The following is a 16,233-nucleotide window of genomic DNA, read 5'->3' on the forward strand; positions in this document are numbered from 1 at the left end:
TTTATGCTTTGCTGATGAGATAGGCTATGGCCGATATGGAAAGAGCAATTTACTAACACCTAAAATCAGAGAAAATGAAAACGGTCAAAGGGAAAATAATATCGAAGATCGCACTCGCATTTGGTATCTTAGGCATCTGTGCGTTGATAATCTTTTTTGTTCTTCCATTAGATAAGCCGGAAGATAAATTGAATTTAATAGTCGGGGCTGCTTCTGCTGTTGCAATTTTTACCGTATTCTCAATATTTGCTACTGTTCAGGAGGATAAAAAACTGAAAAAACCATAGCGGTTCTGATATGATATAAAAAAATAAGCCGGAATTAATGAAAAATCATGTTCCGGCTTTTCTGTTATTGGTAATCGACGTCCATGTGATAGTCCCACTTGTCGAAATAAAGATTTCCTCCTTGCCATTCTACTTCTCCTCTTTGGAAATCAACAGGCTCACTTCTCATAAATTTCTTTTCGGGGTTGAATGGAGCACTGATTTCATCGTTGACAATCAATCTGTAAGCGTCCATGCCACTCATATAGAAGTAGCGCACCGAGTGATTATGGCTGGGTTGTAACCCAAATGACATGTCCAAAGGAACCCATCCGACTCCTTCGTAATAGACTTCACACCAATCATGCAGATTTACTTCATTGGGATGCAACATCCATCCGCTTTGCCACTTCACAGGAATGCCTTTGTAGCGCGCCATTGTCATGAATAAAAGCGTTTGCATACCACAGTCACCGCGGCGATGTTGCAGTACATACTCGGGAATGTTGTCCATGGTGGAATATTCCAGCGCGCCGGACCAAATGATGTGTCCGTCAATCCATTCATACAATTTCTGTACAATCTTTTCGGGTCGTTTTTCTTTGCCCACAATCTTGTCGGCCAAAGATTTGATATGAGAGGTGAAAAGAATGTGCCGACCTTGTTGTGCAGTGTATTTTTGATATAGCTCGGATCTCTTTTTGTAGGGGGCAATCCTTGTTTTGGTTAAGTCAAAATATTGGGCGGATCCGGTATAAGACACTTTGATCCTGAACTCAGTGGGCTTGTTGGCGACGGCTTTCTTTTCCATGTATATGGAGCGATGTCCTGTCGAGTCGGGAGCAATTTTGTAATCTTTTTTCGACGCTTCCAGTAGAAGTACATTGCTTTGACGGGGTCGGTTTTCTTTGGGAAAAGGCAGCCAGCAACGTATTGTTTCTCCGGCCGGGACAACATCGGGTTTGACAGAAACGGTATATGTGAGTGTGAAATGAACCGGAGACGAAAGTGCTCCCGGTTGTGAGGTTTGTGCAATGGTATGACCAATTTGTCTTAATCTGAAAGCTTTAATCGAATCTATAGGTGTTGATCTTTGATTTACGCTGTCGTTGTATTGGTTAAGCCGTAATTTTAGATTGCTTACAGCACGGTTGAAGTACCGTTTTTGACCATCTATAATTTTGTATTCCAGCCAATTGTTTTCCTCCCAATGTTTCTTGTCGCTCAGGGTGAAACTGCCGATTTTAGTCCTGATCTGCGCTTCGGCTTTTGGTTCCGATAAACTGAAATCCAATTGTGTCCGAGAGGCAATTTCGCGCAAAGAATCAATTTTATTAGTGTCTTCGTTAGTCGGATTTGCGTATCGTATAGAATCGGAGAAATGTTTCAATTCGGAATATTCTCCATAATTGAAATAGTGTGCCGCTTTCGTAAAATCGGATTTGTTCGCAAATAAGAATCCGGTTGTAATGCAGCAAAATAAGAGTGAAAATAAGAGCTTTTTATTCATCATCAACATAGCTAATCAACAGAAATGAAAGTAGGTGTGGAATAGGTTTTCAATTCGCTTTGCAAAGTTACATGAAATTTTGCAGACAACGGGGATATTCCTGAAGTGTAAACTTAAAATGGGAAACGCAGCAATCCGTAATGATTTGCTGCGTTTCGTGAAATAATAAGTGTTCGTCTCTTATTTTAGTTCAAGAATTAAGGCAGATTTCTTTTGCAGTTTAAGGTCAGGTGCCAGCGTGTAGGATTTTCCTGTAATCACGTCTGTTCCTTCTTTGTGGTTTTTAATCCCTTCAACAAACCGATCTGTCTTCAGAGTTTGTTCGCTGTCGTTATTATTAAGTATAACCATGATGGTTTCTTTGTCGTTATAGCGGAAATATACATAAATATCGTTCTCGGGAACATAATGCAAAAGTTTTCCTGTATGTATAACCTCCTTGTTTTTGCGCCAGTTAAGCAGCTTTGATGTGAAATCGAAGTAGCTTTTCTGAAATTCGGTTCTTCCTTGCGGAATAAACGCATTGATGCTGTCACCTGCCCATCCTCCGGGAAAATCACGACGGATATCGCCATCGCCTTTGTTTTTGTCGCCGGTCATTCCTATTTCGGTGCCATAATATATTTGGGGGATTCCTCTGGTGGTCATCAGGAATGACATTGCCATCTTGTATTTATCAAGATCTCCTTTCAGAGTGTTGTTGTAGCGTTGAGTATCGTGATTTTCTGCAAAAATGAAAAGGTTATTCGGATTGGCAAAAAGATAATCTTTAGCAATGGTGTTGTACAATTTGTTCATCCCTTGTTCATTCCAGCCATTGCCTTGCTCGTTGAAACAGGTTGAAAGAGCATCATTCATTACAAAATCCATCGGAGTAGGCAGGTAGGAATTGTAGTGTAGCGAGTTGACTGCATCTTTTTGCCAAAAAGCAATGTCTTCCGAACTATGCTGCCATGTTTCGCCCACTAGGTTGAAGTGTGGGTATTCTTCGAGAATAGCTTTAGCCCATTTTGCCATGGCGTAGCGGTCGTTGTACGGATACGTATCCATGCGAATGCCGTCCAGATCGGCAAATTCGATCCACCAGATATTATTTTGAATATAATATGTCCAGAAATAGGGGTTGTTTTGATTCATGTCGGGCATGGTGGTGTCGAACCATCCTTCCTGATCCAGTTTTAAATCGCATTGCGCGGTGTGTATGTCTTTGGTTGTGATGGCTTTGTGGTTGGTTCTGGTGAAGGTTGGCCACTGGTGAATCCAGTCTGTCATCGGCAGGTCTTTCATCCACCAGGCCCCGATTCCCCCATGGTTAGAGACCATATCCATAATGGTTTTCAGACCTTTCTGATGCCCTGCGGCTACCAGCTTAGCAAAATCGTCGTTGCTGCCGTAACGGGGATCAATTTTGTAAAAATCGCTAATGGCATAGCCGTGATAGGTGTATTGGGTATAGTTATTTTCAAGCAGAGGAGTGCTCCAAATGGCTGTTGCTCCCAGTTGTTTGATGTAATCGAGATGATCCTGTATGCCTTTGATGTCTCCGCCATGACGACCGTAGTCGATGGTGCGGTTGGCTTTCTCGGGTTGCGAATCCACATTGTCGTTATAAGGATCACCATTGGCAAAACGGTCGGGCATTAGCAGGTAGACTACATCGGAGGAGGTGAAGCCCTGCCGGTTTGCCGAGCCTGCTTTGCGGTTTTTTAGTTCATATGTGTAAGTCGCTTCGGTTCTTCCGTTTTGTTTGAAATTAATATCGAATTTGCCTGCTTTGGTTGCTTTTGAGTCGATAGTCAGATCGACAAAAAGGTAATTAGGATTTTCAACCTTGTTTACTTTGGCGATTTTAACTCCGGGATAATTGATTGAAACCTGATTTTTGGAAATGTCTTTCCCGTGAATCAACAGTTGGAGTTTCGGATTTTTCATGCCAACCCACCAAAAAGCAGGTTCGACACGTTCAACCTGAGCGCAGAGGCTGAGGGAAATGAATGTAAGCAGTAGAACAATTGATTTTTTCATGTGTTTATTTTTTATTGTTAAATTAAGGCCACATGGAATTCGCATGATTGGAAAATCATCATTTTGACTGGCAATTCCATGAATCATGCTCATTTCATTTGAAATAATATTAAATCGGTTGGTTTATTTTTTTAGCAAGAATAGTAGTGGTATATCGAGGCGTTGGTTCCACGATATTTCAGAATGATCGGCCCCTTCGCATTTTCGGGTAATCCAGATACTTTTGCGATATCCTTTTTGTTTCATAATGGAATCGACTTTTTTCTGATGTGCCGGATAATTGCTGTCTAAGCCTATTGTGCCGAAGTCGAAATAGAATTTGTGATTTTTCGGTGAAGGCAATTTGTTTCGCATATATTCGATAAAGGCTCTGGGGAACACTTCGTTTTTTATATTGAAATCTCCAATCCAGTGAGTCGATAGGCATGCAGCTACGCCAAAAACCTGCGGATATTCGCACATTGCGTACATCGAGATTAATCCACCCATGCTGGAGCCTGCAATATAGGTATTCTGTTGGTCGGGTCGAGTAGAGAAAGTGCTGTCGATATAGGGTTTCAGCTCTTCAACAATAAATTGCAGGTAATTATCAGCTTGTGGTTTTCCCGCCAAAGTCTCTTTTAAAAGAGAATCTTTAATGGCAGCGGGCAGGTATTGAATTGCTTTTTCCGGCAGGTATTCGCTATGTCGCAATTTGCCGTTATTCCAAATCCCTACGATGATGCATTCTTTAGCCTGTTTTCCTTTCATTAGCTTGCTGAGGTGCTTGTCTGCGTCCCATGCCTGGTGATTCCATGTGATAGTGGAGTCGAAAAGCATTTGTCCATCGTGCATGTATAGAACAGAATAGCGTCTTGATTCATCGTAGTTTTCAGGTAACCAAACGTCAATATTGCGCGGCTGTACGTGGCGGGAGTCAAAATTGCTTAGTCGGATCAATCTGCCAGAGCTCACTTTGGGTATGGATGGATCTATGACGTCTTTGTAACGCTGTCGCATGGTGACATACCGTTTGATTTTGTCCTTGAATTCCTGCAAACTCTTAGGGACAAACCAGTTCGGGTCAGGAATCTGTTTCTGCACCTCTTCCCATTTCTTGTTGTTGAAGAAAAGAGAATCTACCGTACAACCGGTCATTTGATCGAACGGTTTCAGAAAAATATAGCCGTCAAACATCTGCCCGATCGTGAAGCCGGGATAGCCCTGGCTGTAGGTGCTTGAATCCTGAAGCCTTCCAATAGGTGAGTTCCCCAGATCGAATCCCATAGGCTTGTAATTCATTAATTTCATTATTTGCTCTATTTGTCCGTTGGCAGGAGAAACATCCGATGTCTTTTCGCCCGGGATGCTGAACAGTGCACAGTGGAGCAGAATATTGAAGGTTTTGTTCGGATATTTTCTCAGTAATCGGTTGCCCAGAAATCCATCGTCATAGTAAATGAAGTCGTGTTTGTACCGGAAGTCGTCGCTATTCATGGATAATACTGTTGTGGAATAGGGTACAGCCATTTTAAATTTAGTGAATGCATGGACACTACCTACAAATATAAGTGCTTTTTCATGCTTGTTGATTATCTCATTATCAATTCTTTCGGCTCTGAATTTATCGGGTACTCCTTTGTGAAAGACTTTTTGCATGGTTTCCGGACTCTGGTCGGGGCTGTACTTACTCCAGTCATATTGATAGCTGAGATTGATAATTCTGAATTTGCGAGCGTTGGAGGGTAACTCTTTGTTGAATTTCCACGCTGCTTTATAGATGTCAGCATACTCTTTATAAGCCCACCCTACATTGTAGAAATAGATCATCTCACGCGCAATTTGTTCGTCGTAACGGGGAGCATTGATGAGAGAATCGAGTCTCGACTGCATTTCGGCGGCACCGAACTCCATGCATAGATTATAAATTCCGGCTTTGTATAAATGCGGTATCAGACCGGCAACGAAATCGAGATTCTCTTTTATGGCATGATTTTCACCCAATAATACCAGATCGTAAGTGGAAAATTTTTGGATAATGTAGTCGGTGGGCTGTGTTGCATTCTGTCTTAAATATTTTTGTTCTTCAGTAAACGACTTTTGAGCAGTCATTTCTGAGATGCAACAATAAAGAAGGCAAATCAAAAAGATAAGTTTAGTTTTCATTGTGTTAGTTGGGCTGGTAAAAAAGTTTAATGTAATGTCAGAACGATGCGCTTGGGTCTCTTATAGATCTTTAATTTCTTTATTATTGTCTCTGTAAGGAGAGGTAACTTTCTGTTAGTAAAAGTATTAATAATAACCGGATATTGAGATTCGGAATAGGAATTGTTACTTGTAATGTTCGTGCAAACGTTTTCATGCTTTCTTGAAATGAGCTTTAATGGTTTGATAATCTATATAATAAATGATCTTTAGAGAGAGACTTCTGAGTTGAGATGAAGAAAATACATTTGTCAGGTTACTCAAATAATTGCGATTGGTCTTTTGATTTGCCGTGGAAAAATAGTTTTTCCAGACGAACGAAAGTTCGCTACCGGGCAGGAATTGCCAGACGTACGAAACATCAGCATTAAAAAGATTGTAATTGATGTTGTAGTTATTTCTTAAAGTAACATCCTGCATGTTTCCACTTGTTTGCAAAAGATAATAGCCTCCGTATTTGATGTTTGACCAATAATGCCTGAAACGCAGATTGAGAGAGTTTTTGTTTGAAAATGAAAATTTGATAGTTCCAATGTTCTCAATACCGGTCACATTGCGTCGACCGAAATAGATCGAATCATTGCGTATATTTTTGTCTACGAATCCGATGGCATTATGAAGAAAATACCAATTTGCCATGAAGTCGAATGAAAGTTTGTCGTTGACTCTGTAGTGGGGTTGCCACGTCAGGTAAAGCGCTTTTTTGCCAAATCGGGTTGCCTGCCAATATCCGATTTTCGCCATCAATGCCAGTTGTTTTCGCGTGTCGGTTTGGTATTCGATAGCGCCGTAACCGGCCGTTGGCTCTTTGTACTTCCATCCTTCTACCCGCGGTTCGAAATAATCGTATTTCGGAATGGGTGTTGCACTGAGATAAAATTTGATATAATGCAATGATTTGAATAGAAGTTTAAGGTTGGCCGCCAATTCAAACCGACTGTACAATAGGGGCAGGTAGAGGCTTTCGTACGTAAAGTTCATCTCGCCGGATATTTCGTTGAAATGGCGGGTGGGGGTGAAGTGGAAGTATTGCAGTTTCAGGTTGTTAGAAATCAGATTTTTGTTTTCGAGGTAGCCGAAATCGCGGGGGTCGTATGAGTGGCTGAGCAACGAATTGTCCAGTTCGTAGCGGAATTCTCCTTTTGTTTTTGCAAAATTCAGATTCAACCGATGTCCGGTTTGATTTGAAAATCCGGTATCTGTTTTGTCGTGAATATAACTAAAGAAAGCATCGCCAGAAAGCAGGTATCTAAGAAATTTATATTTGAAATCAAGACCAGACACATTTGCCATGTGGTGTTCCCCTGGAATAGTTACGTTGGTATTTACCCAGCTGACATATGATTCTTTGCCCAGATTTTTTTCGACGACCAACAAATTGTAGTTACTTACATCCTGTGTTATATATCTTCGGATTGTGTTGGTAAGCGTGTCTTTTATCAATGCATTTTCTGGTTGCGTAATGGCATTCAGAATTCCGATACCCCATCCGGAGGAGGTGTATCCTGATATTTTGGTAGCATTATAGAGACTCGTTTCTCCTGGATTTTTAAGAATAATTTCGTGTGTTGACAATTGCGATGCGACATTTTCATATAGACGGGGTTGTCCGCCAATGCGGCGTGAGTAAAAAAGGTCGCCCTTGCTGAAGAGTTCGGTTCCTTCGGTAAAAAACTGCCTTTTCTCATCGTATTTTGTTTCGACGGATGTGAGATTGAGTACTCCGTCGTCGCCACGTGTTTGTCCGAAATCGGGAATTAGCATCATGTCAAGGGTGAAGCTTTCGTTGAGGCCATACTTCAGATCCATCCCACCTTTGAAAGAAATTTTACTGTCATAATAAGTTGTCAGATATGGCATTAATGATAACCGTAGAGGTGGTTTGATATGTTCGATGCCATGCATTTCTCCGGCTTGGTTGAGCCAGCCGTATCGGTTTTTATCAACGAAATTCCAGGTGATGGCTTCTCCGTTTCGTTTGATAAGCCTGAAGAAATTGATTTCCCATAATTGGATCTCTTTTTTCGGGAAACGGATGGCGGAGAAAGGAATTTCCATTTCGGCGATCCAGCCCTCTTTTGTCTTCTGTACAGCACTTTTCCACACGGCATCCCAACTCTTGTGCATTTGATCGATGTCGTTTTTTGAGTCCATCTGCACTCCGGCAGCCGATACCATGAATTCCATGGAATTCAGGCCGTTGTTGTATGGATTTATTTCCACGGAAAAAAGATCGGCATTCGCCTCGTCACCCGAATCTCGATCTCCCAATTCGGAAAAGATAGAGTCCGGTTTTGAGTCATAAAGCAGAGCCAATACATAGATTGCACGATCGTCGTAAAGCATTTTAACCTCCGTTTTTTGAGAAGGTGTTCCTCCATTAATCGGACTTTGTTGAATAAAATCGGTAATGGGCGATGCCTGTTTCCACACTTTGTCGGTGGGCAAAGCATCTATTTTGGGCGCCGTCGGGGTGCGGGTTATGGTAAATTGTTTTCGTAAGGGTAGCGTAATGCTCCATACAGGAACCGTGATAATGAAAAAAATGAGGGCAAGTTTTCGCATGATGTGTGGTTCTGAATAAGGTTGTTCCTGAAATCCGGTTCAAAGAAAGATAATCCCGATACAGCTTCAAAATTTATTATGTCAAACTAATACTTGTTTATGCGAACGGAAAGCATGTTCTATTTTTAGAAAATTCAGGGCTGCTTTTTTAGTTGTAGTTTTAAACCCGGTAAAGACTGACAAAAATCACTTTTATCAGTCTTCCGGGTGTTAACAATACATCTTTTCTTAATTCTATCAGACAAGAAAAGTGTCTTTTGATTTAGTCTGAAAATGGTTAGTTCAGAGATTTCAGAATTTTGAGGATGCCCGTATTAATTCGGGCATCCTGTTTTTAACTCAATACCTATTAAAATACTATTTGCTATTAGCAAATATCCGTAGCTAAAACACAATCTTTTGGACGGTTATTAATAGCCCGGATTTTGTTTCAGGTTGGGGTTTGCATTTATGTCTGCCGATGGGATGGGGAAAACATTGTACTTGGCATCGGTGCTTGTCCCCTCTTTAACGCCACCTTTCCATGGCCAGATGTAGCTGCCGCCGGTGAATTTGCCAAAACGAATTAGGTCTGTTCGGCGATGGCCTTCCCAGTAAAATTCTCGGGCACATTCGTCTAAAATGAAGTCGAGGGTGAGCTGTGAGTCGGAAATATCAGCAGTCGGATCCCCGGCCGGGGCGTTATATGCTCTTTCCCGGACAAGATTGACATAATTCAGTGCGTTGGCTCGGGTTCCGCCACTACCACCACGGAGGACGGCTTCTGCATACATCAGGTAAGCATCAGCAAATCGGAGAAGAGGAACGTCGGTGTCGGGAAAAGTAGTGCTTGATCCTACAGCTCCGGTCGATGTCAGATTTTTGAATTTACAAAGTGCATATCCCTGCGTAAAAGTGAAGACATTGTTGATCTCGAGAGATTGCCCGTCGGTGAAGAACATCGCCCGCTTGTCTGTATTGCCGCTGATATCTGCAAACTTATTTACAAATGCAGAAGTTGTTCGGTTGCCGCTCCATCCACCACTGACGCCATAATCTATCGGTCTCATATTTCCTCCAATGGCAGCACAAATTAAAAATGTACATCCACCCCAGGTCTGGGTGTTACGTCCATCAAAACAGATTGGGAAGATGATTTCGTTAGTTCGTAAATTGTTATCGGCAAGGAAGAGTTTTGCATATTTCGGTTCAAGACTATATCCGGCACCGATTATTTTGTTGCAATAGGCAATGCAGTCGGTATATCTTGCTGTGCCGGTGTAAACCTTAGCATTAAGATATAATTTGGCTAATATCATCCATGCTGCTCCTCTGTCTGCGCGTCCGTATTCATTGGCTCTTGGAGCTGCCAGATCATTTTCAATAGCCTTTAATTCCGATTCAATGTAGTTGAATAACTCCTGACTGGAGGCTTGTTTGGGGAAAAAGAACCCGATTTTGTCATTTTCACTCGTAAATGGTCCGGTTCCGAATAAATCCAATAAGTGCCAGTAACTCATGGCTCTTAGAAATCGTGCTTCGGTATTGTATGCTTTGTATTTGTCGATTCCTTTGGTAACCCGTATCAGATTGTTGCAATAGGTTATTTCCAGATTGATTCGGTAATAAAGCGCCGATTGATAGTCGCCGGAAGCGGTCCATGAGTGAGAATGATAACTAGGAAGTGATCCGTCATTCCACGCGCAAATAGCCTCGTCGGTTGTTACTTCCTGCGCATTCCAATATTGTCTGAAATAAGAAGAATAACCTCCTCCAACAGAGGAAATGTCAGGTGCTCCATCGTTGGCTGTTTGTCCACCGACGGCTAAGCCTGAATAACATTTTGCGAGTAGTTGTAAATAGGCTGAATCGCTTGTTAAAACGTGGTTGGCAGTGAGTATGTTTTTGTCCAGAGGTAGAGTGTTTAAGTCGTTTGCACATGAGCTGAACGCCCAGATGCACGATAAGAACAACATGTTTGTTATTATGTTTTTTGCTTTCATTGTAAATGAGATTTTAAGTTTAGAATCGTGCGCTGATGCCAAGTACGTAAGTTCTTGGACGAGGATAAATTGCATTGTCAATTCCGCTGCTGACCTCTGGATCGATACCTTTGTAGCTGGTTATAGTAAATACGTTTTGGACAGATGCGTATATTCTCAGATTAAGATTGGTGCTGCTTGAGATTTTCAAAAGATTATTACAGGTGTACCCAAGTGTCAGATTGTCTAACTTCAAGAATGATGCATTCTTGAGGTAATAGTCTGACCAGTATTGGGCATTATGAAAATTTGTATTCAGGATGTCTCGTGGCAAATTCATAAGGAAACTATTGGTGCCTAAGTTTTGATAACGAGCACCGTTCGAATTTATGTCGTCGTAAACATAGTTGCCCAGACTGATGCGGCCTGAAAAACTGAAATCAAAGTTTTTGTATTTAAGAGTTGAAGAATAGCCCATGAATACGTCCGGAGCAGCATGTTTCATGTAAAATTTATCTGCATCGGTAATTTGTCCGTCATTGTTCTTGTCTACGTAGCTGCCTTCAATTGGTTTGCCGTTCGAATCGTATTTTTGTTTGAAAAGGTAAAATGTATTCAACGCATGTCCCACGGCATTAACCTGTACCGTGTTACTCCCTCCGCCACCGGAGATTCCACCTACAGCAATACCTGGGTAGTTTGGATCGTCATAACTGGTCAGTTTTGTGATTTTATTCTGGTTGTAAGTTACATTGACCCCAACTTCCCAATAGAGCCGTTTTGTATCAATGGCGATACCGTTAAGCGAAAATTCAATTCCTTTGTTTTCCATTTTACCAATGTTGGTAAGCAAACGATCCGTGAAATTACTACCTGCCGGAGTGGGTATTGTATTCAGCAAATCGTCTGTTTTTCTATAATAGGCATCAATACTGCCATTTAGTCGACCTTTAAGAAAGCCGAAATCAAGGCCGGCATTATAGGTGGTGGTTTGCTCCCATTTTATATTCTGATCGTATCCTTCGGGTCGTAGTGTGTTAATGAATTTGTTGCCAATCTGATAACGGGCATAGTTGTCACTTAAGCGATAGGTGCCCATATATGGATAATCATTGCTTGTTAAGTCCTGCTGACCGGTTACCCCATAACTCAACCGTAGCTTCAGATTGCTGATAGTTTTTGAGTCCTTCAGAAACGGTTCTTCGCTGATTCTCCATGCCAAAGCGGCCGAAGGGAATAGCCCCCAGCGAGTGTCGGGGGAAAAACGGGAAGAGCCATCGCGACGAAGAGACGCCGTGAGTAAATATTTGTTGTTGTAAGTGTAATTGAAACGCCCGAAATAAGACACCAGAAAGTATTCGGTCTCGCTACCGTCGTCGAGGGTTGTTCCATTTACACGAATGTCATGTCCACTGGCTTTTCTCCAGACGTGTTGTTCTTCTGTTCCTGTCATAGCCTCAAACACACTTCTTATCGGCTTGATTTCTTTTTTGTAATTAAACACAAAGTTGATCATCTCATTTCTGGTGTCCTGAGTATAGTCTCGCTTTAGTTGAGCATCGGGAGCAGTGGCCAGTTCAACCCATGATGCTGACGGGTCGATACGAATTTTGCCGTCGCTATTGGTGTAATCTATACCGGTTGTAAGGGTTGCTTTCAAGTCGGGTAAAAAATGAAATTTGTAGTCGAGTTTGAAATCTCCGATTAAACGTTTGACATTTGCTTTGTCGCTTCTTTGCTCTAGTTGTGCCAGCGGATTGCGGGTGGCATTTACATTGCGCACTCCATTGAGCATCCAGGTGTAATAACCTCCGTATTTTTGATATTGAGAATCGGAAGACATGGCTGGCTGGGTGGGGTCGAACCGTACAGCATTGGCACAAGCTCCCTGATCGGCAAAGCGGTTGTCAGCATAAGTTGCTTTCAAACCAAGTTCAGCATTGAGATGATTGTTCAAGAAGCTCGGATTGATACGGAGAGTGCCGGAATAACGTTGCATCTCTGAAGTTTTAAGGATTCCATTTTGATCCGTATAACCTAATGATGCTCTTATAGGCATATTCTTAATTGTCCCAGAAATACCAATGTTGTGGTCGTGGCCTATTGCTGTATGGTAGATTAAATCCTGCCAATTTGTATTTGTCTGGCCCAAGTAACTTACAAAATCTGGCGTTTCTTGCTTAACAATAGTCCGAAATTCATCTCCGTTTAGCAAATTCAGTGTTTTTGCTACTGTGCCGATTGATAGTTTGGCATCATAATCGATTTTTATTTTGCCTTTTGAGCCTTTCTTTGTGGTGATCATGATGACACCGTTTGAAGCTCTGGAGCCGTAAATGGCAGTGGCAGATGCATCTTTTAATACGGTGAAAGTTTCGATTTCATTCGGATTAATTGAACTGAGAATATTGCCCAACCCGTCAATTGCCCGGTTGTCGAGAGGAAGACCATCAACCACAATCAACGGATCATTGCTGGCCGTAAGAGAAGAGCCTCCACGAATTCGGATTGTTGCTCCATCAGTAGGAGCTCCACCGGCAGTGGTTACGTTTACTCCGCCCATTTTGCCGACAATCAGTTGTTGAGGTGATGTACTTGTACTTTTGTTGAGGTTATTTTCACCCAGTACACCAACCGATCCTGTCATGTCATTCTTTTTTACTTGTCCGTATCCGATTGCAACTACTTCATTCAGGGCAACAGACGATTCCTGGAGTACAATCCGTTTTAGTTGAGAGGCGTTTGTGACGGTAATTTCTATGTTGTCGTACCCGATATAGCTTATTTTGACAACGGGTTTGGACGTGGAGGTCTGTAGCGTAAATCTTCCATCCACATCGGTGATTGTGCCATTTGTTGAGCCTTTTTCCCGGATGGAGGCTCCTATTACAGGTTGATTGTTTTGGTCTACTACCATTCCCTGTAGGATGGTTTTTGTTTGAGCGATCGCGTTAATGCCGAACAATAAAAGTAAAAACATTGTTAGCATCAATTTGGTTTTTCTCATGCTTTTAAATAATTAATGGTTAATAAAAATTGAGTCATGAAAGGAGATTGCAAGAGGCAAGTCCTGTTTTTCTTTAGATATTGTATAATTGCATTATTTTACATTGCTGTATTATAGGTATATAGGTATGTTTGTGTTGTATTTTGTTTGGGGATAAATATCTTTTGTGAGCTCAAAGGAAATAATTTGTGTTATTTATATAAAATTATTTATGCCAATGCCGGTAAATTTATGCGAACGGATAAAATTTGGCTACTTTGGCATAAAAAAGGAAGGTATTGAGCGAAGGAAAAATAAACAGAATGAAAAATCAACTATTTTTGCCAGTATGTTTTATTTATGTACCTTGATTTAGCCTAATAATGACAATAAATATTTTTGACAATAAAAAGCGCCTATTCTTCCATATTGCTTATTGGGTAGGTGTTGTAACTTTCTTTACCCTTTTGTGGGGAACCCGCTATAGCAACTATTGGGTATGTTTTTATAATGAACTTGTATTTTTACCCATAAAATTGGGAATGACCTATTTTTCGCTTTACTATATTATCCCAAAGCTGCTTTTCAGAGGTGAATATTTTAGAACTGGCGTGGCAAGTCTTTTGACGATGGTAGGAGGAGGAGTTTTACAGCGTACGTTAGTTTATTTTTCTGTAATTCCATTGCTCGGAGTTTCTGATATGCATGTCGGGCTGTTCGATCCAACTGAAATTCTGAATCATATTATTAATGCCACGAGCGTGATGATTATTCCGGTTGCGATCAAACTCTATAAATCTTCGCTGGAAAAGGAAAATCGCATATTGTTTTTATCTCAAGAGAAAACCATGGCAGAACTGCAATTTCTCAGAAGCCAGATTCAGCCTCATTTTTTCTTTAATGTGTTGAATGACTTATATGCTATGGCGCTGAAAAAATCTGATCGCACTCCAGAAATGATTCTGAAATTATCGGATTTAATGCGCTATGTGCTCCAAGAGTCGAGAGCAGAGATGGTTTCTGTGCAAAAAGAACTTGCGTATTTACGCAATTACATTGACTTGGAGAAATTAAGATACGATAAACGTTTTTCTTTTGATTTTGAAGTTGCAGGCGACACCTCTTACTGCAGAATTCCTCCTTTGCTTTTGCTCCCTTTTGTGGAAAATGCCTTCAAACATTCCACGATCCATCATACAGAAGGAGCCTGGATTCGCATTAAACTGGAGGTCGATCTGAAGAAGTTGTATTTGAGGGTAGATAATAGTTTTGATCCGAGTATGGCAAAAAAAAATAATCTTAGTTCCGGCATTGGTATTGAAAATGTACGTAAAAGGCTGGAAATTATTTATTACGGACGTTATTCTCTCGAGATACACAGTTCAGAGACACAATATTCATCTACGTTGATTATTAATTTTTTAGATAATGAAACCCGTTCGATGCTTATTGGTGGATGATGAAGATCTGGCGCTGGATGTGCTGGAGATGTACGCAAGCCGAATCCCGCAATTGAATGTTGTCGGTCGATGCGCTGATGTTCAGGAAGCTGTGGCTTTTATGCAAAAAGATCCGGTAGAGTTGGTCTTTTTGGATATTCAGATGCCGGGACTGACCGGTATGGAATGGGCCGCTAGGCTTATTGGACAGACAAAGGTCATTTTTTGTACGGCCTATGATGAATTTGCTTTGCAGGGTTATGAAGTGAATGCTGTGGATTATTTACTCAAGCCGTTCTCTTTTGAACGCTTTGAGAAAGCAGTTGAAAAAGCATTGGTATTGATTGAGAGTGCAAAGAAGAGTGTCGGGATGGAAGAAGAAACGTTGTGCTTGACTATAAAATCAGATGGGAAATTATTTCGGATTAAACAAAAGGATATTCTTTATTTTCATAGCTTGAGTAACTATTATAAAGTTGTTACGGTAGAAAAGAAGCTAATTGCCTACGGGAGTCTGTCTGCCTTGGAATCAGAGTTGCCTACAGAAGATTTTATACGGATCCATCGTTCGTATCTGGTGGCAATTGATAAAATTCAGGCCTATTCGGGAAGCGAAGTCGTTATTAATGGAGAAAAACTTGCGGTTGGACGTGCATACAGGGCTTCGCTCGATAAGTTGCCACAAAAAAATCCCCAAAAAAAGGGTCGCTTTTTTCGGGGATAATAAATTGCGTTTTAATGCTTACTCTTCAGTTAATATCGGGATTTGGCGCAGTATGCGCTGATCCAGTACCGTGAGAGTTTCGGTAGCAACAATACCGTCGATTTCCTGAATGCGTCCGTTGAGCAATTCAAGAAGATGTTCGGGATTTTTTGCATACATTTTTATGAGAAGCGAGTACGGTCCGAGGGTGTAAGTGCATTCTACAATTTCAGGAATTGTTTCTAATTTTGGCACCACCTCTTTGTACATGGAACCTTTTTCGAGGGTAATTCCGATATAGGTACACATGCTATAACCAAGAGCTCGGGGATCAACATAATATCCGGAACCGGTTATTACTTTCATATCTATCAGCCTTTGCACACGTTGGTGGATGGCTGCGCGCGAAACATCACATTCTTCGGCAACATCCTTGAATGGAGTCCGTGCATTTTGCGTGATGATTTCTAATATTTTGCGATCTAGGTTGTCTATTTTTTCCATATTATATAAGAAAATAGTGTACAAAGATACAAAAAATATGAAACTTCAAAGCTTTTTGTTCGTTTTTATGGCATGTTCTTTTCAAAAGAA

General features: G+C 41.2%; 10 protein-coding genes. 3 read left to right on the forward strand and 7 right to left on the reverse strand.

Annotated features, from left to right (window positions below; all coding sequences use genetic code 11):
* Positions 1–74: 74 nt before the first annotated feature.
* Positions 75–287, forward strand: a complete 213-nt coding sequence (locus F8N35_RS02275; protein WP_068701117.1) for a hypothetical protein — start codon at positions 75–77, stop codon at positions 285–287.
* Between the two features lie 64 nt (positions 288–351).
* Here F8N35_RS02275 and F8N35_RS02280 read toward each other — a convergent pair whose 3' ends face one another.
* The 6 genes from F8N35_RS02280 to F8N35_RS02305 form a co-directional block, all read right to left on the reverse strand.
* Entirely contained in the window at positions 352–1,779 is a 1,428-nt protein-coding gene (locus tag F8N35_RS02280) for a transglutaminase domain-containing protein (protein WP_293049728.1), read from the reverse strand.
* Between the two features lie 177 nt (positions 1,780–1,956).
* On the reverse strand, positions 1,957–3,801 hold the full coding sequence (locus F8N35_RS02285) for a glycoside hydrolase family 13 protein (RefSeq protein WP_293049729.1): 1,845 nt from the start codon (positions 3,799–3,801) through the stop codon (positions 1,957–1,959).
* Between the two features lie 123 nt (positions 3,802–3,924).
* Positions 3,925–5,946 (reverse strand): alpha/beta hydrolase-fold protein, encoded by a 2,022-nt coding sequence (locus F8N35_RS02290; RefSeq protein ID WP_293049730.1) that lies wholly within the window; start codon positions 5,944–5,946, stop codon positions 3,925–3,927.
* A 192-nt stretch (positions 5,947–6,138) separates the two neighbouring features.
* On the reverse strand, positions 6,139–8,550 hold the full coding sequence (locus F8N35_RS02295; RefSeq protein ID WP_293049731.1) for a DUF5916 domain-containing protein: 2,412 nt from the start codon (positions 8,548–8,550) through the stop codon (positions 6,139–6,141).
* Between the two features lie 410 nt (positions 8,551–8,960).
* On the reverse strand, positions 8,961–10,532 hold the full coding sequence (locus F8N35_RS02300; RefSeq protein ID WP_293049732.1) for a RagB/SusD family nutrient uptake outer membrane protein: 1,572 nt from the start codon (positions 10,530–10,532) through the stop codon (positions 8,961–8,963).
* 19 nt (positions 10,533–10,551) lie between these two features.
* Positions 10,552–13,491, reverse strand: a complete 2,940-nt coding sequence (locus tag F8N35_RS02305; protein WP_293049733.1) for a TonB-dependent receptor — start codon at positions 13,489–13,491, stop codon at positions 10,552–10,554.
* 389 nt (positions 13,492–13,880) lie between these two features.
* On the opposite strand from F8N35_RS02305, the gene F8N35_RS02310 reads away from it, so the two are divergent.
* Together F8N35_RS02310 and F8N35_RS02315 are read left to right on the forward strand one after the other, a co-directional pair.
* The gene (locus tag F8N35_RS02310; protein ID WP_293049734.1) at positions 13,881–14,957 is read left to right on the forward strand and encodes a histidine kinase; all 1,077 of its coding nucleotides are present in this window, start codon (positions 13,881–13,883) and stop codon (positions 14,955–14,957) included.
* Complete coding sequence (locus F8N35_RS02315) at positions 14,926–15,660, forward strand: LytTR family DNA-binding domain-containing protein (RefSeq protein ID WP_293049735.1); 735 nt, start codon at positions 14,926–14,928, stop codon at positions 15,658–15,660. Before F8N35_RS02310 ends, F8N35_RS02315 begins: the two co-directional genes overlap by 32 nt.
* 18 nt (positions 15,661–15,678) lie before the next feature.
* Here the strand turns inward: F8N35_RS02315 and F8N35_RS02320 are convergent, their stop codons facing one another.
* Entirely contained in the window at positions 15,679–16,143 is a 465-nt protein-coding gene (locus tag F8N35_RS02320; RefSeq protein WP_068701110.1) for an Lrp/AsnC ligand binding domain-containing protein, read from the reverse strand.
* Between the last annotated feature and the right edge of the window lie 90 nt (positions 16,144–16,233).

Origin of the sequence: Paludibacter sp., from assembly GCF_009712605.1 — a bacterium.
In the GTDB taxonomy this organism is placed as follows: domain Bacteria; phylum Bacteroidota; class Bacteroidia; order Bacteroidales; family Paludibacteraceae; genus Microbacter.

Excerpts from the sequence above, each read along its gene's own strand:
- F8N35_RS02275 (WP_068701117.1), top strand. The coding sequence starts at position 75 with ATGAAAACGGTCAAAGGGAAAATAATATCGAAGATCGCACTCGCATTT.
- F8N35_RS02280 (WP_293049728.1), bottom strand. The coding sequence starts at position 1,779 with ATGATGAATAAAAAGCTCTTATTTTCACTCTTATTTTGCTGCATTACA.
- F8N35_RS02285 (WP_293049729.1), bottom strand. The coding sequence starts at position 3,801 with ATGAAAAAATCAATTGTTCTACTGCTTACATTCATTTCCCTCAGCCTC.
- F8N35_RS02290 (WP_293049730.1), bottom strand. The coding sequence starts at position 5,946 with ATGAAAACTAAACTTATCTTTTTGATTTGCCTTCTTTATTGTTGCATC.
- F8N35_RS02295 (WP_293049731.1), bottom strand. The coding sequence starts at position 8,550 with ATGCGAAAACTTGCCCTCATTTTTTTCATTATCACGGTTCCTGTATGG.
- F8N35_RS02300 (WP_293049732.1), bottom strand. The coding sequence starts at position 10,532 with ATGAAAGCAAAAAACATAATAACAAACATGTTGTTCTTATCGTGCATC.
- F8N35_RS02305 (WP_293049733.1), bottom strand. The coding sequence starts at position 13,491 with ATGTTTTTACTTTTATTGTTCGGCATTAACGCGATCGCTCAAACAAAA.
- F8N35_RS02310 (WP_293049734.1), top strand. The coding sequence starts at position 13,881 with ATGACAATAAATATTTTTGACAATAAAAAGCGCCTATTCTTCCATATT.
- F8N35_RS02315 (WP_293049735.1), top strand. The coding sequence starts at position 14,926 with ATGAAACCCGTTCGATGCTTATTGGTGGATGATGAAGATCTGGCGCTG.
- F8N35_RS02320 (WP_068701110.1), bottom strand. The coding sequence starts at position 16,143 with ATGGAAAAAATAGACAACCTAGATCGCAAAATATTAGAAATCATCACG.